Source organism: Rothia sp. HMSC069D01 (assembly GCF_001810135.1).
Taxonomy (GTDB): domain Bacteria; phylum Actinomycetota; class Actinomycetes; order Actinomycetales; family Micrococcaceae; genus Rothia.
The window spans coordinates 1-21,538 of sequence record NZ_KV800097.1 but is presented as its reverse complement, the minus strand read 5'-3'; the positions used below and the strand labels follow the sequence as shown (position 1 = coordinate 21,538).

The window sequence follows — 21,538 nt, the reverse complement described above, 5'->3', positions numbered from 1 at the left end:
CTCCTACTCGCACTATTTTACCAAGATACGACTTATTTATCGTTAATTTTTTGTGGGTTTTTTTGGGTTTACTGCAGCGAAATTTCCGCGAATTACCGCGGTAAAGTAGAGGTGTTAATGACTTGATGTCTTCTGTGCGTGCAGGGCAGCGTACACATCACCCGGACGCGATGAAAGGAACCTCCCATGAGCAAGGCGAGCGCTAAAAATAATCCAAAACAGCTCGACGCGAAACGTGAGAAGCGTGCCCGCCAGGCGCAGCGTCGTGCTGAGCGTGAGCATCCGAATGCGGCGGCTATTGCCCCGGTGCGCGCCCAGTTGGATGAGATTCTGGAGCGTAAGAGTCGGCATGTTTTGGGGCATGGCGATATGGCGAAATCCCTTGAGTTGATGGAGAAAATGCGTGATGAGGGTGCGAGTGACCACGAGATTGATGTGGCGCTTGCGGAGGCGAAGCTCCCCTCGGTGGTGCAGGTGGGCCGTAAGTCGTTGATGCGTTGGCCAAGCTGGTGGTGGTTGAATCGTCGCGAGCGTGCGTTGCGGGCGAAGATTGATCGCCTGATGGAGGGCTAGGCCCCCGTTTTGAATAGGTTGTGAGAGCACCCCGTTGTGGGTGCTCTTGTGCTGTGTACTGGTGGGGGAATTGATTTTTTGGACTCAGAGTTCAATTAATCTATTTCACAAAACAATGAAAACCACACAATACAACATGAACCAAATATATTCATAAGATATGCATTATATGTATATAAATTATTACGTGATGTGAGTTATATTTACCTAAATTACCGTGCTATAGTCGTTACAACCCGCAGACGTGTTCCCAACCACATTTCGTGTAGCACGTGCTTTAGACGTAACTATCCAAGGAGGTATAGCGTGAGCACCTCACCGAACAAGAACCCGCAGACTTCTGCAGCGGATCAGTACACTAAGCCCCCCACAGATGACCCGTTCGCACACGAGCAGGAAGGCTTCCACAAGGGGCTTGGCGCACGTCAGCTCCAGATGATTGCCATCGGTTCCGCTATCGGTACCGGCCTGTTCCTGGGCACCGGTAGCCGCCTGCAGGACGCAGGCCCCATGCTCGCCGTCATCTACGCCGTCATCGGCTTCTTCGGCTACCTGATCCTTCGAGCCCTCGGCGAGCTGATTCTTCACCGCCCCTCCTCGGGCTCCTTCGTCTCCTACACCCGCGAATTCTACGGCGAAAAGGCCGCATTCGTCTCCGGATGGCTGTACTGGCTGAACTGGGCAATGACCGCCGTTGCAGACGCCACCGCAATCGCTATCTACATCAGCTGGTTCGGTCGATACAACCAGTTCTTCGCAGATATTCCCCAGTGGCTCAGCGCATTCATCGTCGTTGTCATCACCGTTGCTTTGAACCTCATCTCCGTGAAGATCTTCGGTGAGCTGGAATTCTGGTTCGCACTCATTAAGATCCTTGCCCTGCTGTCCTTCATGGCGGTAGGTATCTGGTACCTGGTCTTCGGTGAACCCATCAACGGCGTCACCCCCGGCCTGAGCCTTATTGCAGCCAACGACGGCTTCTTCCCCAACGGCATTCTTCCCGCTCTTATCGTGGTTCAGGGCGTTGTGTTCGCCTACGCCGGTATTGAGCTGGTCGGCACCACCAGTGGTGAAACCAAGAACGTTGAGAAGGTTATCCCCCGCGCTATCAACACCGTGATCTGGCGTATCGCGATCTTCTACGTTGGTTCCGTGGTTCTGCTCTGCCTGCTCATGCCCTACACCGCATACAAGGATGCAGAGTCGCCGTTCGTGACCTTCTTCGATGCTATCGGCATTGACGGTACCGCACCGATTATGCAGCTGGTCGTTATTACCGCGGCTGCTTCCTCGCTGAACGCCGGCCTGTACTCCACCGGCCGTATTCTCCACTCGATGGGTGTTGCAGGTTCCGCCCCGAAGTTCACCACCAAGGTGTCCCGCTCCGGCGTTCCGGTGGCAGGTATTCTGCTGACCGGCGTGATTGGCCTCTTCGGTGTTGTGCTGAACTTCTTCGTTCCCGAGCAGGCGTTCGAGGTCGTGCTGAACATCGCCTCGGTGGGTACCATGGCCAGCTGGGCGGCTATCGCAATGTCGCACCAGAAGTACCTGAAGCTGGTCGGTGAGGGCAAGTACAAGCGCCCCAACTATCGCGCACCCGGCGGTCGTTTCAGCGACTGGGCCGTGATGGTGTTCCTCGCGATTGTGATTGTGCTGATGGCACTGGATTACCCGGTGGGCACCTACACCCTGGCGTCGCTGCTGGTGGTTATCCCGCTGCTGATTATCGGCTGGTACACGGTTCGTGACCGCGTCAACGAGATTGCTCGCGTCCGTGAAGGCTACACCGGTTCCGTGCCCGTGATTGCTGCCCGCCCCGTGGTGAAGAAGCTCGTTTCGGAGCCTCGTACCCACATTGACCTGGGTGACCTTGAGGACGAGGACAACCCGAAGGGTAGCTAACCCGACCGGTTGCCTGTAATCCCGGTAATATCCCGGCGAAGGCGAATGAGGGGGTTCTAGACCCTAGCCCTAGACTCTAGGAGATCTAGGCTCTAGGAGCTCTAGACTCTAGAACCCCCCTCCCTGCACGTCTTTTCGTGTTCGTTCCGTATTACATCCGTGTAATACATAAAGCAAAGTACATATCTACAGCATTTCTAATACGGTGTGTCCTGCAATATATTTTGAGATAATAGATATCCGCAGTGACCACCAGATGCACAAAGAAGTTTTGTGCAGATATTCAAAGGAGAAAATCATGACTGAACGTCCTAGCGCACACGCGGTGGAATTTGTTGACGTCGCCTCGATGGCGAAGTGGATTCAGAAGGACGGCGTAGGCAACATCATTGCCGGCATGGTCGACTTCCTCGAAGAAGACTTCAAGAAGTGGCAGAGCTTCGACAAGATTCCGCGCGTCGCCTCCCACACCCCCTTCGGTGTGATTGAGCTGATGCCCACCTCCGACAACATCACCTACTCCTTCAAGTACGTGAACGGCCACCCGTCGAACCCGGCACGCGGCTTCCAGACCGTGACCGCATTCGGTCTGCTCGCTGACGTGGACAACGGCTACCCGGTGTTCCTGGCTGAGATGACCCTGCTGACCGCGCTGCGTACCGCTGGCGTGTCCGCCATGGTTGCTAAGCACCTGGCACGCAAGGATTCGAAGAAGATGGCAATGATTGGTACCGGCTCGCAGTCTGAGTTCCAGGCGCTGGGTATGCGCGCTGTGCTCGGCATTGAGGACCTGTCCGTCTACGACGTTGACCCGCACGCGATGGAGAAGTTCCGCCGTAACCTGGAGCCGCTGGGCTTCCGCATCCACCTGGCTAAGGACGTGGACGAGGCTGTTGAGGGCGCCGACATTATTACCACCTGCACCGCCGATAAGCAGCAGGCGAAGGTTCTGCTGGACCGCCAGGTGAAGCCCGGCGTGCACCTGAACGCTATTGGTGGCGACTGCCCCGGCAAGACTGAGCTGGAAAGCGAAATTCTGGACCGCTCCACCGTGTTTGTTGAGTTCCCGCCGCAGACCCGCATTGAGGGCGAGATTCAGCAGAAGGACCCGGACTTCCCGGTGGTGGAGTTCTGGAAGGTTCTGACCGGTGAGGAGCCGGGCCGCGTGTCGGATGAGCAGATTACCCTGTTTGATTCGGTGGGCTTCGCGATTGCTGACTTCTCGGGTCTGCGTTATGCCCGTGCGGCTACGCAGGACACCGACCTGCAGCAGTTCATTGACCTGGTTGCTAGCCCGGATGATCCGAAGGATCTGTACTCGCTGGTGAACGTTAACGTTCCGGTGGGCTAAAGGGCTAAGTAACCTGACGCTGAGTGGCCTTGAGCTGGCGAGCCTGTAGGTGCGCTGGCATGGGCTGCGAGGTTGAGAGTGAATAAAGTGAGGGCCGGGGAGTGGTAACACTCCCCGGCTCCTTCTTGTGAAATTTTCGTGTGCACGGATTTTCTATGGGCAACTTGTGAGCATTCTGCGGCTGGTTCACCCGTTCTACCCTTCAGCGGGTGTGGCTACTGGTGGGTGGCGATAATTTCACGTGCCTTCGCTATCTTCGCATCACGATAGGCCTTCAAATCATTCAGCAACGCCTGATTCTTCTCAATCAAAGGACCCTGATAGGACGCCTCAATATCACCCAAACGCTGAGCCAACCTCACCTTCTCACTACATTGAGCTTCAATGGTGGCCAGGCGGATAACCTCCTCCAACACTTTGGGATCATCAGCATTCAGACTGGCCAGTTCTTTGCTCGTCCATTCACCGTCCCCGGTGCGAGGCGTCAACCCTTCCTGACGCTGACAGTCCCACCAATCTGAGCGGGCTTTCTTCCATTCAGGGTCACCCTGCGCGCGTTGGTACGCTTCGCTACGGATACGACCGACGGGGCGGTACTTTTCCTCATCAGCCACATCAAAATAGAGCATATCCAGTTCTTCCCGATGCTCTTCGCGGCAGCTGGCCCTGACGTCTTCAGGGATGCTCTTATAAATCCTATCCTGCTCTTCTCCGACTTTGAGGAACGTAAAATGATTCGCCACATGCTTCACATTCCAGAGGCCATACTGGGCGGCCTTGCCAGAAACCCAGCCGTTTTCTAGAATTTCAAAATCGTATCCTTTTTTCGCGTAGCACTCTTTACGAATCAACAAATGCGCCCTATATGTTATATCTTGGGCCTGGTCACTCATGTCGTATTCATCGAGCGGAAGAGTAATATAGTTATTTTCAAAATCCAGCTGGGCTTTGAGGCCAGTATCTTTAGGCGCAGCGGCACAGGAACTTAAAGCTAAAGCAAAGCAGGCGAACAGAGCAGCAGATTTCTTCATTGTTACCGACTCCTTTCAGGGGAATGACGCCGCGGTCATTCATATCCACAACCCGCAACCATTGGCGAGCCGAAGCCAGGAAATCCATCGTACGCTCCGGCAGAAATCGAGCGTACAATTCTCATATCCTCTGTGACTTGCGTTAACACTAACACGCCTAGATAATTTCATGCGTGGTTTAAGCCGCCCAAACCACAACGAAAAAGGTTCCGACGCGCACACAACGCATCGGAACCTTTAAACACCTCATAAACAGCCGCCAAACTACGACGGAATCTGGCCAAACACATGACGGCGAACCCACGCATGCATCGCAATACCCGCAGCCGTCGCCGCATTCATCGAACGCGTCGACCCAAACTGCTCAATCGACAGAGTATCCCTAGCCGCCGCATGCAACTCCTCCGACAAACCCGGGCCCTCCTGACCAAAAACCAGCACACACTTCTTCGGCAGATCATACGTCTCCAGGGGCACCGAATCCGGAAAAATATCAATACCAATAATCTCCAGACCCTCAGCCTGCGCCCACGCCACAAAATCCTCAATCGTCGGATGATGACGCACATGCTGATAACGATCCGTCACCATCGCACCACGACGATTCCAGCGGCGACGCCCAATAATATGGACCTCCTTCGCCAACATCGCATTCGCCGTGCGTACCACCGTGCCAATATTCAAATCATGCTGCCAATTCTCAATCGCCACATGAAAATCATGGCGGCGCGTATCCAGGTCAGCAATAATCGCGTCCATCGACCAGTAACGGTACTTATCCACCACGTTACGGCGGTCGCCCTCACGTAGCAGCTCCTCATCCCAATGGTCGCCCTCAGGCCACGGACCCTCCCACGGGCCCACACCCACCTCAAAACGGGCAGTACCCTGCTCAGTACCCTCAACAGCCTCAGCTACAGCCGCCTCCGCAGGCACAGCCTCAGCAGGTACAGCCTCAGCCGCATCACGATTCTCAACCATCACAACCACCTTCACGCCAACAACCAGCACCACTCCGGCGCCCACAGAGCCATCTTACAGACAAAAACCCGCACCACCAGCCACACACAGTAGCCAGCGGCACGGGTTCACCCGCCGCAACGGGAACGTCTTAAAAATTCACGAGGTCCTAGTCCAAGCCAGCAGAGACTAGTCCAGGCCCAGCTCATCCTTCGAGTACGCGTACAGGCACGGGACGCCCGCAACCTCTTCCACATGCTCCTTAGCGCCGGTCGCACGGTCAACAATCACAGCAACCGCCACAACCTCAGCGCCAGCCTTACGCAGTGCCTCAACAGCAGTCAGCGCCGAACCACCGGTCGTGGAGGTGTCCTCAACAGCAACCACGCGGCGACCCTCAACGCTCGGGCCCTCCACCTGACGGCCCATGCCGTAAGACTTCTGAGCCTTACGCACCACAAACGCGTCAATCGCACGGTCCTGATCACCAGCGGCACGCATAATCGCGGTACCCACCGGGTCAGCACCCATGGTCAGGCCGCCAGCAGCCTCAAACTCGATGCCGTTCTTATCCAGCAGGTCCAGCATGACCTGACCGACCAGGCGAGAAGCCTCGTGGTGCAGGGTGATGCGGCGCAGGTCAACGTAGTAGTCGGCTTCCTTGCCGGAGGCGAGGACCACGTGCCCGCGCACCACAGCCAGCTCCATAATCAGCTGGCGCAGGCGTTCACGGGCTTCTTCAATGGGGAGGTTTTCAGAAAGCTTAGTCATAGTTCAAGTGTAGCGGCTCACGTGCAGGCGGCGCAGGCTATTCCCTGTGCTATTCCAGCGCTAGGCTATTCCACCACGCGACCCACCGACGGCGGCAACGCAGCGCGCAGCTTCGTCAGCATCTCCTCATACTCGGCGGTCGGGTCGGAATCAGCCACGATAGCGCCACCCGCGGCAAGAGTCACCGTGCCCTCATCGTGCGCCACGAGCGTGCGAATCACAATCGACAGGTTCGCCGAACCATCCGCAGACACAAAACCCAGAGCACCCGAATACACGCCGCGAGCGCGACCCTCCAGACCCTCAATAATCTGCATGGTCGAAGGCTTCGGGGCACCCGTCATCGAACCACCCGGGAAGCACGCCCGCGCGGCAGCCACCGCGGAAATTCCCTCACGCAGACGCGAACTGACCGTAGACACCAGCTGATGCACCGTCGAATAGCTCTCCACGCCCATAAGCACGGGCACGCGCACGGACGCCGGGTCAGACACCGTAGACAGGTCATTACGCAGCAAATCCACGATCATGAGGTTCTCAGCGCGGGTCTTCTCATCGGTACGCAACCATGCCGCCGCCGCGGCATCTTCTTCCGGGGTGGCACCGCGAGCAATCGTGCCCTTAATCGGCTTCGTCTGGGCGTTACGCTGCTCATCCACACTCAAAAAACGCTCCGGCGAAGAAGAAAGCACCGAAAAATCACCGCACCGCAAATACGCCGCATACGGTGCCGAATTGTGGGCGCGCTGGCGGCGGTACAGCTCAAAGAAAAGCTCCAGGCTCGGATTGGGGATGCGCGCATTCGTCTGCGCGGTCAGGCACACCTCGTAGCTATTGCCCTCGTAGATTTCGTGCTGACTAGCGCGAACGGCGTCCATGTAGGCTTCCGCGGCAGGTGCCGGGAAGAGCAGGGGCTCGGTGAGCTCGGGGGTATTTACGGGGGCATTATCTGAGGCACTCTCCCCCACCGCGCTCAGCGCCGGAGCCAGCACCGTGCTCAGCAGCCGCTCCGCCGCCTCACACCACGACTCATCGCCCACCAGCCAGCTACGCGCCGCAGCCCCCGGGCGGGCATGCTCATGCACCAGGTAGCGGACCGCCGGCAACCACAGAGAATCCGGGGTCGGCGCCTCATGCGCCGGCAGGTAGCCCGGCACCGGGTGGCCGTGCTCCATGCCCATGGCGGCACGCGCCTCATAGCCGAAATAGCCCACGTAACCGCCGCGCAAACCCTCGGGCAGACCGGTTGCCGCCGCGGTATCCGGGTGCACGCGCGGTGCGCAGGCGAGCGCCGCCTCCAGCTGGGCGAAGGGGTCTTCCCCGCCGGACTCAGCCGCCGCACGCGCCGAATCCACGCGCAGGGGCGACAGCTGCGCCGGAACCACACCCACATACGAGGCAACCGACATGGGCGACTCCTCGCGCGCGGAATCCAGCCAGAAGGAATACTCAGCGCCACCGCTCAGCAGCGGGTACGCCTCCTCGCAGTTCACCGCGAAAGGAAGCGGGCGCACGATAAGCTCCCGCGTCTGCGCATCCCACGGGATGCTCTGCAGAGTACTCGGCAGGGCATTCGGGGAGGCAGATGCGGGAGCGTTCGGGGTAGAAAAAATACGGTCCGCGGAAGTTTTAGTCACGGACTCCATTGTATGGCGTGCAGACGAATTGGCGGTTTAGTGAACGACTGCGGGTGCTTCGCCGTTTTCGCTGGTCATCGGCAGGCCGGCAGCAAACCACGCACTGGTGCCGCCTGCAATGTTGTGTGCGGCGTAGCCGTGCTCACGCAGGAAGGTTGCCGCGCGGTTCGAACGGCCGCCACCGTGGCAGATGACGTAGAAGTCTTCGCCGGGTGCGGGCAGCTCAGCCAGACGCTCAGCGATGGTGCCGAGGGTGATGTGCTTTGCGCCGGTCGCGTGGCCGCCCTCCCACTCGTAGTCTTCACGCACGTCGATAATGGTTGCGCCGGCGGGAACGTCGCGGGGGTCAACCTGGGGTACAGCGGTCATGGGGTTCTCCTTTGAAATGGTTAAAAATGCGCCGGTCGGCACGGGCTGGTGCACCGCGGACATAGTTGTGGTTCCACTCTATCGCGTTCGGGGCGGCGAGCGCATCTAGCCCGGTATTTGGGGGTTTGTGAGATTCAGAAGCAGTGCATACGAAAAAATCGAAATGGTTTTTCATGCACTGATTGATGGTTCAATCTTTGAAATACAGACACACACCATGTATACATATGCACCCATAAGGGTATAAACTTAAACACATATTGCCCGGGTCACACAGAACCCCGGGCTTGCACAGAAAAGAATTACCACCATGTCTCACACCATCACAGGTGCCGAACCCAAGGACACCAAGACCTTCTTCGGCCACCCGCGTATGCTCGCGAACCTGTTCACCGTAGAAATGTGGGAGCGCTTCTCCTTCTACGGCATGCAGGGCATCATGATCTACTACCTGTACTACACCGCCGACAAGGGCGGCCTGGGCCTCGACAAGGACCTCGCCACCGGCGTTATCGGCGCGTACGGTGCAGTCGTGTACCTCATGGCAATCCTCGGCGGTATCCTCGGTGACCGCATCCTCGGCCCCGAGCGTACCCTCTTCTACTCCGCCATCGGCATCATGGCGGGTCACATCTCCCTCTCCCTCATCCCCGGCATCCCCGGCGTGGTGATTGGTCTGCTGCTGGTCGCTATCGGCTCCGGCGGCCTGAAGAGTAACGCATCCGTGCTGGTCGGTTCGCTCTACAGCGACAACGACTCACGCCGCGACGCAGGCTTCACCATCTTCTACATCGGCGTGAACACCGGTGCACTGATCGGCCCGATCCTGACCGGTTGGGGCTGGCAGGCTGGCGGCTTCCACCTCGGCTTCGGTCTTGCCGCAATCGGTATGGCTGCCGGTCTGATTCAGTACTCGCTGACCCGCAAGAACCTGCCCGCCTCCGTACACCACGTGGGCACCCCCTTCACCAGCGCTCAGAAGCGTAACTTCTTCCTGGCACTGGTCGGTATCGTCGTCGTTCTCGGTATCCTGCTGGCAACCGGCCTGATGACCGCAGACAACCTCAAGAACTGGGTCATGGGCTTCATCTTCATCGGCGCTATCGCCCTGTTCGCTCAGCTGCTGACCGCTAAGGACGTCACCGCGGATGAGCGTTCCCGCGTCACCGCATTCATTCCCCTGTGGATTGCAAACGCCGTGTTCTGGGCACTGTACCAGCAGCAGTTCACCGTCATGGCGGTGTACTCGGATGAGCGCCTCAACTGGAACATCCTGGGCATGGAACTGAGCCCGAACCTGGTCAACTCCATCAACCCGATTTTCATCATCGTCTTCGGCATGATGTTCTCCGCCCTGTGGACCAAGTGGGGCGACCGCCAGCCGGTCACCACCCTGAAGTTCTCCGCAGCGCTGATTATCATCGGCCTGGCGTTCTGGATCTTCCTCGCTCAGGCGGGCGTCCAGAGCGTGAACGTCGGCTGGATCGTGCTGATTCTGTTCGTCTGCACCATCGCTGAGCTGATTATTTCGCCGGTGGGTATTTCGCTGGCGACCAAGCTCGCACCGAAGGCGCACCGCGTGAACATGATGGCACTGTACTTCACCTCCGTGGCAATGGGTACCGTGCTGTCCGGTTGGCTGGCTCCGTTCTACAGCATGGAAACCGAAATTCCCTACTTCACCTGGATGGGTATTATCACCATCGCGACCGGTGTGCTGCTGTTCCTGGTGCACAAGCCGGTTCAGAAGATGATGCGCGGCGTGAAGTAACCACAAAGTTACTTGCCTGCACTGCTGACTCGCTGTTTCAGGCGGCGTAAGCGTGTATAGGCTAGGGCCCCGAATCCTTGAATTACCAAGGGTTCGGGGCCCATGTGTATGCACTGCTGTATGCGCCGGTAACCGGAGCGCCGAAATGTTGAGGACAGGTTCAGGAGGGGAAGGGTAAAGAGGCTTTGGAGGCGCACTCCGGGCGTTTTCCTCAATGAGACAATCCGCGCAAATTTTCTTATTAAGCGCCTTAATAAGAAAATCGAAGTGTATTGTCTTATTAAGACCCCCCATACGACCAGCAAGACGACACCGATGAAGAGGAGGAGGGAGGAGGAACCATGCCCTCAGCCATCACCTGGCCCGCCCTCACATGGGAGCCGCAAACCCCCTGGGTTCACCGCGACGCCCTCGCCTCCCGACGCGCAACGCGCCGCAACTCCGGCGCCTTCTCCAGCGCCGTACCCGCCTCCATCGCCGAACGCAACGTCGAACTCAGCCCCGCACTGCGAGCGCGCCTCCAAGAGAACGCCACCGCAATGACCCGCTTCGATGAGCGACTCCACCACATCGGCGGCATCCCCTTCTCGGCAGTTCTTCTGCGCGGCGAATCCGCCTCCAGCTCACAGATTGAAAACCTCACCGTTAGCGCACGCAGGCTCTCTCTTGCCGTCCTGGGGGCAAGCGGGTCGAAGGTCGGCGTTAACGCCGAGCTGGTGGCGCGCAATGTTCACGCCATGCGTGCAGCCCTGAATACCGCAGAGAACATTAGCGTCGACAACATCCTGGCGATGCACCGCGAACTGACCCGCGGTCTGCAACAGGACTCCGGTGTACTCCGCACCCAGTGGGTGTGGATTAAGGGTGATTCACCCGTGACCGCCGACTATGTGGCACCGCATCACGAGAGGGTTCCTGCCGCCCTCGAAGACCTTGTAGCCTTCATGAACCGCCGCGACATTGACCCCCTCGCGCAGGCGGCTATCGCGCACGCCCAATTTGAAACGATCCACCCTTTCACTGACGGCAACGGCAGAACCGGACGAGCCCTCATCTCCGCGCTCCTGCTCGCCTGCGGCGTCACCCGCCACGTGATTCTGCCCGTCTCCTCCGGGCTGTTGCACGATACCGATGGGTACATTCAGGCGCTCACCGACTACCGTGCAGGCGATGCCGAGCCCATCATCGAGCTCTTCATCGACGCCACACAGAAGGCAATTACCAACGCAGAAATCCTGGCGCAAGACATTGAAACCCTGCGCGATGAGGTGCTGTCCATTGCCCAGCGTAAAACCCCTCTCCTGCGTTCCCTCACCGACCTGTGCTGTACCGAGCCCGCCTTCACCGCACGCATGGTGGAGGAACACACGCGGGGGTCCCGGGCTAGTGTGTATCGCCTCCTCAACCGCATGGTGGAGTTGCAAATTCTGCGTGAAGAACGCGTCAAAATTCAGGGGCAAAAAGTGTGGACTGTCCCCGCTCTCAACCGCGCCCTCGACGACTTTGCAGCACGAGCGGGACGGCGCGGATAGATGCGCCTCCGGGTTCGATAACCCACGCGAAAATTCTGCGGCTGTAGGCGGGTTCCCATGCACGGAACTGTGACGATTTATGTCTCCGCATGAACACACATGACGAACATTAGAGTCAAAAAGGACGTATTAAGCCACGAACAGAAATCTACTAGACAGCCCTCAACCACGGGTCTAAGGTGAATCCATAACAAACCGGAAGGCCCCTTCCGGAACAACCCTTCAACCCTAAGCCGAGGAGAACATCATGGCACTTTACCTGGTAGAACTGACCCCCGCACAGCCGTCCAAGGACGAAGCAACCGCACTCATCGAGACCGTCAACTCGTCCCTGAGCCACGGCGCCGAGCTCATCGAAACCCAGGTCTCCGCAGACCACAAGATTGTCTTCGTCATCGTCGAAGCTGAGAGCACCGCATTCGGCCCCGACCTCACCGCAGCCATCGGTGAGCGCGCAGCCGTCGCAGGCCCCGACGCAGTCCGCCTGGTCGGCGCAGAGCTCGAAGACATCAAGAAGCTCAAGAAGGACGCAGACTACCTGGTTGAGTGGGACATCCCCGCAGAGATCACTATGGAACAGTACCTGACCCGCAAGAAGGCAAACGCGCCCAAGTACGCTGAAGTACCTGAGGTTTCCTTCCTGCGCACCTACGTTCGCGAAGACACCGCAAAGTGCCTCTGCTTCTACGACGCACCCGACGAAGAAGCTGTTGTTCGCGCCCGTAAGGCCGTCAGCACCCCCATTGACCGACTGTTCAAGCTGCACGCATAGATGTGACACTCCCCGCTTAGGAGAAACCCCATGTCCGAGTTCACTCTCGAACCCCTCTACGACTACCCCCAGCGCGAGCAGGTGCTCGCACTCGCCCGAACCCACGCTAGCGCGGTTGACCGTGGCGAGCGTTCCCCCTTCGAGAACCTGCGCGAAATCGCTAAGGACGGCCTGATTACCCTGGGCCGTGACGGCGACTCCCTGGTCCCCCAGGTTTCGGTAGCGTTCGACCTTGCCACCGAGGATGCCTCCACGGCGTTCTCCCTGTGGGCTCACCGCTCCACCATCGCGTTCTTTGACGCTGTGGGCCGCGAGCTGCCCGAGGGTCTGGCGGATGCAACCGTCAGCGGCACCACCGCGATGGCGGCAGCGTACAAGGAGGCTTCGGGCCTGGCACCGATTAAGGTTGAGGGCACTCTCGTTGAGGGCGGTCTGAAGCTGAACGGTTCCGTGTCGTGGGCGTCGAACCTGTACCCGGGCGGCGTGATTGTTCTTCCGGTGGCTGTGCAGAACGCCCCGGAGAGCCACCCGAACCGCTACATCGTGACGGTTCGCCAGAACGTTGAGGGTCTGAGCGTTGACTACCACCGCAACCTGCTGGCACTGAACGGCACCGAGTCTGGCACTCTGAAGTTCGAGGACGTTTTCGTTCCGAGCGAGGACATTCTGAGCGATAACATTGAGGCGTTCTTGCACGATGTGACCGCGCCGTTCCTGCTGGTTCAGTCGTCGTTCTGCTTGGGTCTTGCCGCTGGTGCTCTACAGGAGGCTGCTAAGCATCTGGACGTCTCCCAGGGTGTGTTCCGTCCTGAGTTCCCGCTGATTCTGACGGAGTACCAGAGCCTGCGTGAGGAACTGGTTCGCCTGGCGTCTGAGCCGGAGCGTGCTGAGCGTCGTGACCTGCTGAGCTTGCGTTTGGGTGTTTCGCACTTTGCAACCATTGCTACTCACTTTGAGCTGCAGGTTGTTGGAGGCGCCGGTTACGTGGCTACTTCCCCGACTGCTCGTCGCCTGCGTGAGGCGTCGTTCCTGCCGGTTCAGTCGCCGACCGAAGGTCACCTGCGATATGAGTTGGCGCGTTACGATCACCTGGAGAACCTGCGTGACGCTCTCTAAGCTAATGAGCTACGTATAGCGAGTGTTTTTATTCGCTCTTTGCATCAATACCCCGTATATGCTTTGAATTGCATATACGGGGTATTGATGCATTCTGGGCTATATACGCGATATAGAGCCCACGATAAGAGAATATATGCACTGCTCAACGTATCCCTGCTCATATTTACAGCCGTTTAGCTGTGACCCGCGCTTGTATACGCGTAGAATGATGTGGAATTTTATACACCACCACATTCACCTCAGGAGCTCCCTTTGAGCATCTCTAAGCTTCTCGGCTTTGACTGGTCGATTCACGGCGACGGCCGCAGCATTCAGCCCGGTTCCTTCGTCGCCCCGAACGAGCGCCTCGCCTGGCCGATTACTATCGGCATTGGCGCGCAGCACGTGGTTGCAATGTTCGGCGCAACCTTCCTCGTGCCGATTATTACCGGCTTCCCGCCGGCAACCACCCTGTTCTTCTCGGGTCTCGGCACGGTCCTGTTCCTGCTCATTACTCGCGGACGCGTCCCCTCCTACTTGGGTTCTTCGTTTGCGTTCATTGCGCCTCTGGCGGCTGCCATGAACTCGCACGGCCCCGCTGGCGCCCTCGGCGGCATCGTTATGGCGGGTATCGCCCTGTTCCTGGTCGGCTTGATCGTTCAGTTTGCTGGCACCGGCTGGCTCACCAAGCTCATGCCGCCGGTTGTCACCGGCTCGATTGTGGCGCTGATTGGTTTCAACCTGGCAAAGAGCGCTAAGGACAACTTCATGATGGCACCGGTGACCGCACTGGTGACCCTGTGCTCCATCATCCTGATTTCGGTGCTCTTCAAGGGCATCATTGGCCGCCTGTCCATCCTGCTGGGTGTGGGTATCGGCTACATCACCGCCGTGATTCGCGGTGAGGTAGACTTCTCCAAGATTGACAAGGCTGTGCAGACCCAGGGCATCATTGGCCTGCCGCAGTTCCAGACCCCCGAGTTCCACTGGGAGCTCGCCGGCCTGTTCATCCCCGTGATTCTGGTGCTCGTGGCTGAGAACATCGGTCACGTGAAGTCTGTTGCTCTGATGAGCGGCAAGAACCTCGACGACTACTCCGGCCGCGCCCTCATGGCGGACGGCCTGGCAACCACCATCGCCGGTATGGGCGGCGGTTCCGGTACCACCACCTACGCTGAGAACATCGGCGTGATGGCTGCGACCAAGGTGTACTCCACCGCGGCGTACTGGGTGGCTGCTATTTTCGCGATTGCGCTGTCCATGTTCCCCGCGTTCGGTGCGGCAATTGCAACCGTTCCCGCGGGTGTTCTGGGCGGTGCCGCAACCGTTCTGTACGGCATGATCGGTATGCTTGGTGCCCGTATTTGGAGCGAGAACCGCGTGAACTTCTCGAACCAGATTAACCTGACTACCGCCGCTGTGGCGCTGATTGTGGGTATTGCGGACTACACCTGGACCTTCGGTGAGCTGTCTTTCGCCGGTATTGCTCTGGGTACCGCGGCAACTCTGATTATCTTCCACCTGATGACTTTCATCGCGAAGTACACGAAGGCTGCTGGCGACCCGTTGGAACCCTTCGACCCTGAGAAGAGCACTGAGGTGCACTAGGCTCCTCACGGCCCGGCAGGAGTGATTCTCCTGAGGCGTAGGGCATAGAAAAGCGGCCCGGATGGAAACCAATCCATCCGGGCCGCTTTTGTTGTTAGCCCGATGTTCGATTAGGCCAGGCGGTATGTCGTATTGCGGTTACCTCGACCGCCTTCACGCACAATCACGCCCTCTTGAAGAAGCTTTGTCAGAACGTACCGGACCTGCGGCTTCTGCAGCTCAGCAAAAGGCCCGGGAAGAGCACCCATGATGTCGTCGATACCGGCGGGGTGGCGTAGCGAGCGCAGAGCGAGGAGCACCGCCTCCTGACGGCTGCTGGGAACCGTAGGTGACGATTGGTGCGGGCCTGCTTCCGACTTCTGCTGCAGTGAACCGACATCGGCGGCACGAGCACCAACCAGAGGCTCCCGGCTAATAATCGCGGTAAAACGAATGACCCCATCAATGAATTGGATGGGTTTCAGCCCTGCCTGACGCACCGCCTCCTGGGCAGTGTAGATGCCGCTACCCTCACCCTCGATGACTCGGTATCCGTCGTCGGGGGTTGTTACGTGCGTGCAGACGTCATACAGGCGGTCATTCACGCGGGAACGTTCCCCATACTCTTGCAGACGCTGGAGAGTGATTCCGTATAGACCACCGGGGTTTTCTACAGAGATTCGGTCGGGGAAAATCCTGACGCGCACCTCTTCGGTATCTGCTTTGGGGTTGAGGCTACGATGTACGAGTGCATTCGACAGAATCTCACGAAGGGCAATATCGGGTACTTCCCGCCCGTTGATGAGATGCCCATTGGACAGCTCGACAACCGGGTGTGCCAGGTTCCGATTGATCCATGCCAGAGTCTCTTCGAGCATGGCGGGGATGGGGCCGTCCGCCTCGAATTTGTCGAGGTTGCGAGCTTTACCGCGTGGGTCGATGACGACTCCGGTGACTTTGAGCGAGGGCCTAAATTCTTGGGGGTAGGATCCCAGGGCGTACAAGCCTGCGAGGGAAAGATTATCGGTTCCGAGGGCAATAATTCCCTTGCGTCGGAGCACCTCTTCATCGGAACTTCCGGCGAGGCGGCGTGATTTAGCGCGGACGTCTCGCAGATAAGCAGTTTTGAGGCCTTCGTCTAGGTCAGCTATGGAGGTGTATTCCACCGGCTCCTCATCGAATCCGGTGCGTGTCCGCTGAGCCACCATCAGGTCGGTTTCGTGGTGGCTCATTTCGTGGTCACCGTCGCCGGAACGCACGTACGCTTTACCGCCAATGTAGGCGGGTCGTTCGTAGGGAGGCAGCGGAGGAATTGTGGCAACAAAGATTTTGGTGCCTTCATAGAGGATAGTGCCAGATTCCATGGTGTTCGGCGGCTTGAGGCCCCTGCGGAGCTTGTTACCGAGGGTTTTTTCTAGGTCTGCAGGGTCGTATACGCCTACAGGTGCAAAGTCATTATTCTCATCGAGTCCACAGATAATGATTCCGCCCGTGGAACTATTGGAGAAGCTACTAAGGGTTGCGTCTAGGCTTCCGGGGTAGCCTCCGTGGGCTTTTTTAACCTCGATAAACTGCGTATCGCTACCGTGAGTACGCAGTAGTTTGATGGTTTCAGTAAGCCATTCGGGGGTCCATTCCACGTTGTTCATACAAAAATTTTAGTCTAGACACAAATCAGATGTAAATCAGACACAAAAATTTGAGTCTAGACATAAATTTTTATGTCTAGACTCAAATTTTTTATGTGTAGACATAAAAGTTTATGTCTGAGTTATGTCTGCGGAGGCTGACCCAGCCGCTAGTGCTGGATAGCAGTGCTAGGCGGCTAGGACCGTTCGGCGAGCATCGCCTCAATCGTCTGCGCCACACCGTCCTCATGGAAGGCCGGGCAGGTGCGCCCCACCTTCGCAATGAGCGCCGGCTGACCCGAGACCATAGCGAAGCCTTCCCCCGCCCAGCAGAGCATCTCAGCATCGTTCGGCATGTCACCGAACGCCATCACCTCGTGCGCCTCAATGCCGTGGCGTGCCGCGAACTTCTCCAAGATCCGCCCCTTATTCACAGTCTTAGAACCCATCTCAACGAGCGGTTCACCAACTACGCCGCGGGTCACCGACACCAGCGAACCCACCGCCTGGTGCACGCGCGCCTGCAGAATATCCGGGTCCATGCCGGGCACACGAATCAGGTACTTAATGACCGGGGTTGAGCCAATTCGTTCCAGGGAATCAGCAATACTCGACTCAATAACGCGGGCGCCCTCAAGCACCTCACCGCCGTCGTGAGGCCCCTGAATATAGACGGTGTCTACGGTTTCCAGGGTGTAGGTGGCGTCGGGGAACATGGGTTCTAGGAGTTCGTGGGTGCGGGCAATCACCGCGGGATCTGCGCCGTTGATCTCTTCTACCTCGTTCGCGCCCAGGTGGTACACCACGGCACCGTTAGAGCAGATGGCGTAGGAGTCAAAGTCGGTCTGCTCGCGCAGGGGCGTGAGCCAGCGGCTCGGGCGGCCGGTAACGAAGACGATATCGATCCCGGCGGCGCGGGCAGCCTCAAGGGCGCGCAGGGTCCGCGGACGGAACCGGAAGTCGTGCCCGATGAGGGTGCCGTCCAGGTCGCTGGCGATGAGTTTAATCATGCAGTGTTTGCCTTCAGTGGTGGGGTGTGTCGGTGCGGGATAAAGCGCGGAGCTTGTTAGACTGTGCCGGCGAGCCGGTGTGCCGCTATGCCGCCGGTTCCGCGTAGGTGACGGTCAGGAATGCGCGGCCCAGACCGTGGCCGAGCAGGTTAAAGTTCACGACAGCGGGGCTGGCGTTCTCGTCAATGTCGAGCTTTTCCACATCCACGGCGGTGACGCAGAAGATGTAGCGGTGCGGGCCGTGACCAGCCGGAGGGGCAGCCCCCAGGAAGCCCGCCACACCGGCGTCGTTGCGGTGCGTCAGAGCGCCGGCGGGTGCATCCGCGCCAGTGTCAATGCTGGTCACGTTGGCGGGAATGTTGGAGACAGTCCAGTGCCAGAAGCCGCTGGGGACCGGCGCATCCGGGTCGAAGCAGGTCAGCACGAAGGACTTGGTGCCCTCGGGGAAGCCGCTCCAGGACAGCTGCGGGGAGCGGTCCTGACCGCCCGCCACGCCGAAAAGGGCGGAGAGCATCCATTCGGGGGCGGTGCCGCCGTCCTGAATGTCGGTGGAGGTCAGGGTGAATTCGGGCAGGTCGGGCAGGCCCGCGTAGGGTTCGCGGGGCAGGGGTGCGGTGCCGATGTTGGTCATGATGTTCCTCAATGGTGGGGTTCGGGTGGATATGGCGACGCCGGCGGACAGAGTGAGCTATCCGCCGGCGAGGCGTAGATTATTTAGCCGTTGAGTACGGCGTCAAGTTCTTCGCGGGTGGGCGGGTTAGCGCCCGCGCGGGAGACGGTGATGCCGGCTGCGGTTGCGGAGAAACGCAGCAGGTCGGTGATGTCTTCGGCGGTCAGTACGGTGACCTTGGCGCGCGCCTCAGCACCGGCGATACCGCGGTCTAGCAGGCCCGCAACGAGTGCCGCCATGAGGGAGTCGCCGGCACCAACAGTGTCCGCAACCTCAACGCGGTGTGCGGGCTGGCTGATGCCCTCGGGGTACTTCTTGGTGAAGGCGATGGGGCCGTCCTCGCCACGGGTGATGACCATCAGCTCGGCGCCGAGGTCAAGCCACGCGCGTGCGGTGTCGTCGAGGGAGCGGTCGGGGTAGAGCCACTGCAGGTCCTCGTCGGATGCCTTCACTACGGTGGAGAGGGACACGAACTTTTCAGCCCATGCGCGGCCCTCGTCAACGTTGTGGATGAGGGTGGGGCGGCAGTTCGGGTCGTAGCTGAGCAGGGCGCTGTCGCGGGCTACTTCGAAGGCTGCTGCGACCACGTGCGCGCCGGGTTCGAGCATGGCGGCGATGGAGCCGGTGTGCACTGCGTCGGAGGTGCGTGCCAGTTCGGTGAGCTTCTCAGCGACGGAGTCGAGGGACCAGGTGATGTCGAATTCGTACTCTGCCGCGCCATCGGTACCGATGGTTGCCTGGGCGACGGAGGTGCGCTCAGCACTGTGCTCGAAGGGCAGGGTCACCTGGGATGCTTCCAGGTGTGCATCAATGCTCTTGCCGTAGGCGTCGGGGCCGTAGTGGCCGACGAAGTTGGTGGGGTGGCCGAGACGACGTGCGCCGACGGCTACGTTCATGGGCGACCCGCCGGGGTAGGCGCGGGTTTCTCCGTCGTGCTGGTGGACGACGTCTACGAGTGCTTCACCGATTACAGTCAACATGGTTTCAATTCTACTCATGTTTTCCGGGTCGTGACGTGTGTTTTTGTGGGTATTTAAAGTGGTTTTGCTTTCCCTTTTGAGGGCTTATGTTGGCTTGCCGTGTGGGTTCACAAACTGCCTTCTGTCTCTTCTGACTTTTAGCCTCAATATCGCTAATTTTGAGGCTCTGAAGGGGTCCGCACGGGTTAGACTTAAACCGACGCCGGGTCTTAACGCCCGGCACGGTATTGACGCGACAGCATCGTCGCGCCTACCCTCCAACGACGAAGTTAGGAAGAAGGTCATACGTGACGACTGCAACCGCTACCTGGGTTAACCGTGAAGCTACCGCAGAGGAGCTGATCCCCCTCATCGGTAAGCTGCACCGCGAGAACGGCGTGGTGCTGAGCATTCACGGCCGCAGCCTGGTCAACAAGTCTGTCATTGAGCTGCTGAAGCTGCACGATTTCGTATCCCACATCGATGGTGCGCCCCTGAACCCCGCGCACTCCCTCGAGCTGGTTCGCGCCCTGGTTGAGCTGAACCTGGGCGCGTGCTCGATTAACATTGCTGCTCTGCACAAGGCACACCACGAGGCGGGCTCCCCCGAGCTGTCCATGTGGCTGCCCGAGCAGCTGGGTTCCTCCGTGAACCACCAGGGTGACCAGCCGAAGGAGCAGGACGTTGTGCTGTACGGCTTTGGTCGTATTGGTCGCCTGCTGGCTCGTATTCTGCTGGAGCGTTCCTCCTCGCCGCTGGGTTCTGGCCTGAACCTGCGCGCTGTTGTGGTGCGTAAGAACGGCGATAAGGACCTGGTCAAGCGCGCATCCCTGCTGGAGCGCGACTCTGTTCACGGCCCGTTCAAGGGCGTTATTGAGGTAGACGAAGAGAACAGCACCATCATCGCTAACGGTGTTCCGGTTCGCTTCATTTACTCCTCTGACCCGACCACCGTTGACTACACCGAGTACGGCATCAACGACGCTCTGCTGGTGGACAACACCGGCCGCTGGCGTGACGTTCCGGGCCTTGAGCAGCACCTGAACCGCCCCGGCATTTCTCGTGTTCTGCTGACCGCTCCCGGTAAGGGCGACATGAAGAACATCGTGTTCGGCGTGAACGATGACGTCATCACCGATGAGGACAAGATTCTCTCCGCAGCATCCTGCACCACCAACGCGATTACTCCGGCACTGAAGGTTCTGGATGACGCATACGGTGTTGAGCGCGGCCACGTTGAGACCGTTCACGCATTCACCAACGATCAGAACCTGATTGACAACTTCCACAAGGGTGACCGCCGCGGTCGCTCCGCTGTGCTGAACATGGTCATCACCGAGACCGGTGCTGCAAAGGCTGTTTCTAAGGCTCTGCCGCAGCTGGAAGGCAAGCTGACCGGTAACGCTATCCGCGTTCCCACCCCGGACGTCTCCATGGCAATCCTGAACGTGAAGCTGACCAAGCCCGCAGGTTCCGCTGAGGAGCTGAATGAGCTGTTCCGCCGCGAGTCCATCGACGGCGAGCTGCGCCGCCAGGTGGGCTACTCGGATTCCCCCGAGGCTGTTTCCACCGACTTCGTGGGTTCCCGCACCGCAGGTGTTGTGGACTCGCTGGCTACCGTAGTGACCGATGACTCCGCAATTGTCTACGTCTGGTACGACAACGAGTTCGGTTACTCCTGCCAGGTGATTCGCGTTCTGGAGCGTATGGGCGGCTACGACGTCCCCTCCTACCCTGCTAAGTAAGCTACCCCAGCTCATCTAGCACACATATAACAAACCCACCGGTACATATAGCCATTTGGTTATATTGCCGGTGGGTTTGTTTATGAGGTTATATAAGCAAATAAGCGGTGCCGTGCAGAGGCTCCGAAGAGCTACGCGAGCGGTAAATTACGCCTTACGGCGGTACACCACA

Annotated in this window: 18 protein-coding genes; 9 read left to right on the top strand and 9 right to left on the bottom strand. The window is 58.8% G+C overall.

What is annotated here, in order from left to right; all coding sequences use genetic code 11:
• The first annotated feature begins 186 nt into the window (after positions 1–186).
• From HMPREF2710_RS03780 to HMPREF2710_RS03770, 3 genes are all read left to right on the top strand, one after another.
• A complete protein-coding gene (locus HMPREF2710_RS03780) occupies positions 187–573 on the top strand; it encodes a hypothetical protein (RefSeq protein WP_012902700.1) in 387 nt (128 codons plus the stop codon).
• A gap of 306 nt (positions 574–879) precedes the next feature.
• The gene (locus tag HMPREF2710_RS03775; protein WP_070599585.1) at positions 880–2,475 is read left to right on the top strand and encodes an amino acid permease; all 1,596 of its coding nucleotides are present in this window, start codon (positions 880–882) and stop codon (positions 2,473–2,475) included.
• 298 nt (positions 2,476–2,773) lie between these two features.
• Complete coding sequence (locus tag HMPREF2710_RS03770; protein ID WP_005504242.1) at positions 2,774–3,826, top strand: ornithine cyclodeaminase; 1,053 nt, start codon at positions 2,774–2,776, stop codon at positions 3,824–3,826.
• A 215-nt stretch (positions 3,827–4,041) separates the two neighbouring features.
• Here the strand turns inward: HMPREF2710_RS03770 and HMPREF2710_RS03765 are convergent, their stop codons facing one another.
• From HMPREF2710_RS03765 to HMPREF2710_RS03745, 5 genes are all read right to left on the bottom strand, one after another.
• Complete coding sequence (locus tag HMPREF2710_RS03765) at positions 4,042–4,857, bottom strand: hypothetical protein (RefSeq protein ID WP_070599583.1); 816 nt, start codon at positions 4,855–4,857, stop codon at positions 4,042–4,044.
• 264 nt (positions 4,858–5,121) lie between these two features.
• Positions 5,122–5,883: a TrmH family RNA methyltransferase gene (locus tag HMPREF2710_RS03760; protein ID WP_246824521.1), complete on the bottom strand. Its 762-nt coding sequence runs from the start codon at positions 5,881–5,883 to the stop codon at positions 5,122–5,124.
• A 123-nt stretch (positions 5,884–6,006) separates the two neighbouring features.
• A complete protein-coding gene (gene pyrE / locus HMPREF2710_RS03755) occupies positions 6,007–6,588 on the bottom strand; it encodes an orotate phosphoribosyltransferase (RefSeq protein WP_005504234.1) in 582 nt (193 codons plus the stop codon).
• Between the two features lie 65 nt (positions 6,589–6,653).
• Complete coding sequence (locus HMPREF2710_RS03750) at positions 6,654–8,234, bottom strand: anthranilate synthase component I family protein (RefSeq protein WP_070599581.1); 1,581 nt, start codon at positions 8,232–8,234, stop codon at positions 6,654–6,656.
• A 27-nt stretch (positions 8,235–8,261) separates the two neighbouring features.
• Complete coding sequence (locus HMPREF2710_RS03745; protein WP_049350220.1) at positions 8,262–8,594, bottom strand: rhodanese-like domain-containing protein; 333 nt, start codon at positions 8,592–8,594, stop codon at positions 8,262–8,264.
• Between the two features lie 310 nt (positions 8,595–8,904).
• Between HMPREF2710_RS03745 and HMPREF2710_RS03740 the strand changes: the two genes are divergently transcribed.
• The 5 genes from HMPREF2710_RS03740 to HMPREF2710_RS03720 all read left to right on the top strand — a co-directional run bounded on the left by HMPREF2710_RS03740 (position 8,905) and on the right by HMPREF2710_RS03720 (position 15,375).
• Complete coding sequence (locus HMPREF2710_RS03740; protein WP_070599579.1) at positions 8,905–10,365, top strand: peptide MFS transporter; 1,461 nt, start codon at positions 8,905–8,907, stop codon at positions 10,363–10,365.
• 341 nt (positions 10,366–10,706) lie between these two features.
• Positions 10,707–11,897, top strand: coding sequence for a Fic family protein (locus tag HMPREF2710_RS03735; protein WP_070599577.1), 1,191 nt, complete (start codon positions 10,707–10,709; stop codon positions 11,895–11,897).
• A 247-nt stretch (positions 11,898–12,144) separates the two neighbouring features.
• A complete protein-coding gene (locus HMPREF2710_RS03730; protein WP_049326806.1) occupies positions 12,145–12,669 on the top strand; it encodes a DUF4242 domain-containing protein in 525 nt (174 codons plus the stop codon).
• A gap of 30 nt (positions 12,670–12,699) precedes the next feature.
• Positions 12,700–13,785 carry an acyl-CoA dehydrogenase family protein gene (locus HMPREF2710_RS03725; protein ID WP_070507412.1) on the top strand — a complete coding sequence of 362 codons (1,086 nt, stop codon included), beginning with the start codon at positions 12,700–12,702 and terminating at the stop codon, positions 13,783–13,785.
• A 255-nt stretch (positions 13,786–14,040) separates the two neighbouring features.
• Positions 14,041–15,375, top strand: coding sequence for a uracil-xanthine permease family protein (locus HMPREF2710_RS03720; RefSeq protein ID WP_070599574.1), 1,335 nt, complete (start codon positions 14,041–14,043; stop codon positions 15,373–15,375).
• A gap of 110 nt (positions 15,376–15,485) precedes the next feature.
• Here the strand turns inward: HMPREF2710_RS03720 and HMPREF2710_RS03715 are convergent, their stop codons facing one another.
• The 4 genes from HMPREF2710_RS03715 to HMPREF2710_RS03700 form a co-directional block, all read right to left on the bottom strand.
• Positions 15,486–17,003 (bottom strand): ATP-binding protein, encoded by a 1,518-nt coding sequence (locus tag HMPREF2710_RS03715; protein ID WP_070599573.1) that lies wholly within the window; start codon positions 17,001–17,003, stop codon positions 15,486–15,488.
• A 176-nt stretch (positions 17,004–17,179) separates the two neighbouring features.
• A complete protein-coding gene (locus HMPREF2710_RS03710) occupies positions 17,180–17,992 on the bottom strand; it encodes an HAD-IIB family hydrolase (RefSeq protein WP_070599572.1) in 813 nt (270 codons plus the stop codon).
• An 85-nt stretch (positions 17,993–18,077) separates the two neighbouring features.
• A complete protein-coding gene (locus tag HMPREF2710_RS03705; protein ID WP_005504213.1) occupies positions 18,078–18,623 on the bottom strand; it encodes a YbhB/YbcL family Raf kinase inhibitor-like protein in 546 nt (181 codons plus the stop codon).
• Positions 18,624–18,706: 83 nt separating this feature from the next.
• Positions 18,707–19,642 carry a carbohydrate kinase family protein gene (locus tag HMPREF2710_RS03700; protein ID WP_070599570.1) on the bottom strand — a complete coding sequence of 312 codons (936 nt, stop codon included), beginning with the start codon at positions 19,640–19,642 and terminating at the stop codon, positions 18,707–18,709.
• A gap of 287 nt (positions 19,643–19,929) precedes the next feature.
• Here HMPREF2710_RS03700 and HMPREF2710_RS03695 point away from each other — a divergent pair, with 287 nt between their 5' ends.
• Positions 19,930–21,366 carry a glyceraldehyde-3-phosphate dehydrogenase gene (locus tag HMPREF2710_RS03695; RefSeq protein ID WP_070599568.1) on the top strand — a complete coding sequence of 479 codons (1,437 nt, stop codon included), beginning with the start codon at positions 19,930–19,932 and terminating at the stop codon, positions 21,364–21,366.
• Positions 21,367–21,538: the final 172 nt, after the last annotated feature.

Excerpts from the sequence above, each read along its gene's own strand:
- HMPREF2710_RS03780 (WP_012902700.1), top strand. The coding sequence starts at position 187 with ATGAGCAAGGCGAGCGCTAAAAATAATCCAAAACAGCTCGACGCGAAA.
- HMPREF2710_RS03770 (WP_005504242.1), top strand. The coding sequence starts at position 2,774 with ATGACTGAACGTCCTAGCGCACACGCGGTGGAATTTGTTGACGTCGCC.
- HMPREF2710_RS03765 (WP_070599583.1), bottom strand. The coding sequence starts at position 4,857 with ATGAAGAAATCTGCTGCTCTGTTCGCCTGCTTTGCTTTAGCTTTAAGT.
- pyrE (WP_005504234.1), bottom strand. The coding sequence starts at position 6,588 with ATGACTAAGCTTTCTGAAAACCTCCCCATTGAAGAAGCCCGTGAACGC.
- HMPREF2710_RS03750 (WP_070599581.1), bottom strand. The coding sequence starts at position 8,234 with ATGGAGTCCGTGACTAAAACTTCCGCGGACCGTATTTTTTCTACCCCG.
- HMPREF2710_RS03745 (WP_049350220.1), bottom strand. The coding sequence starts at position 8,594 with ATGACCGCTGTACCCCAGGTTGACCCCCGCGACGTTCCCGCCGGCGCA.
- HMPREF2710_RS03740 (WP_070599579.1), top strand. The coding sequence starts at position 8,905 with ATGTCTCACACCATCACAGGTGCCGAACCCAAGGACACCAAGACCTTC.
- HMPREF2710_RS03735 (WP_070599577.1), top strand. The coding sequence starts at position 10,707 with ATGCCCTCAGCCATCACCTGGCCCGCCCTCACATGGGAGCCGCAAACC.
- HMPREF2710_RS03730 (WP_049326806.1), top strand. The coding sequence starts at position 12,145 with ATGGCACTTTACCTGGTAGAACTGACCCCCGCACAGCCGTCCAAGGAC.
- HMPREF2710_RS03725 (WP_070507412.1), top strand. The coding sequence starts at position 12,700 with ATGTCCGAGTTCACTCTCGAACCCCTCTACGACTACCCCCAGCGCGAG.
- HMPREF2710_RS03715 (WP_070599573.1), bottom strand. The coding sequence starts at position 17,003 with ATGAACAACGTGGAATGGACCCCCGAATGGCTTACTGAAACCATCAAA.
- HMPREF2710_RS03710 (WP_070599572.1), bottom strand. The coding sequence starts at position 17,992 with ATGATTAAACTCATCGCCAGCGACCTGGACGGCACCCTCATCGGGCAC.
- HMPREF2710_RS03705 (WP_005504213.1), bottom strand. The coding sequence starts at position 18,623 with ATGACCAACATCGGCACCGCACCCCTGCCCCGCGAACCCTACGCGGGC.
- HMPREF2710_RS03700 (WP_070599570.1), bottom strand. The coding sequence starts at position 19,642 with ATGTTGACTGTAATCGGTGAAGCACTCGTAGACGTCGTCCACCAGCAC.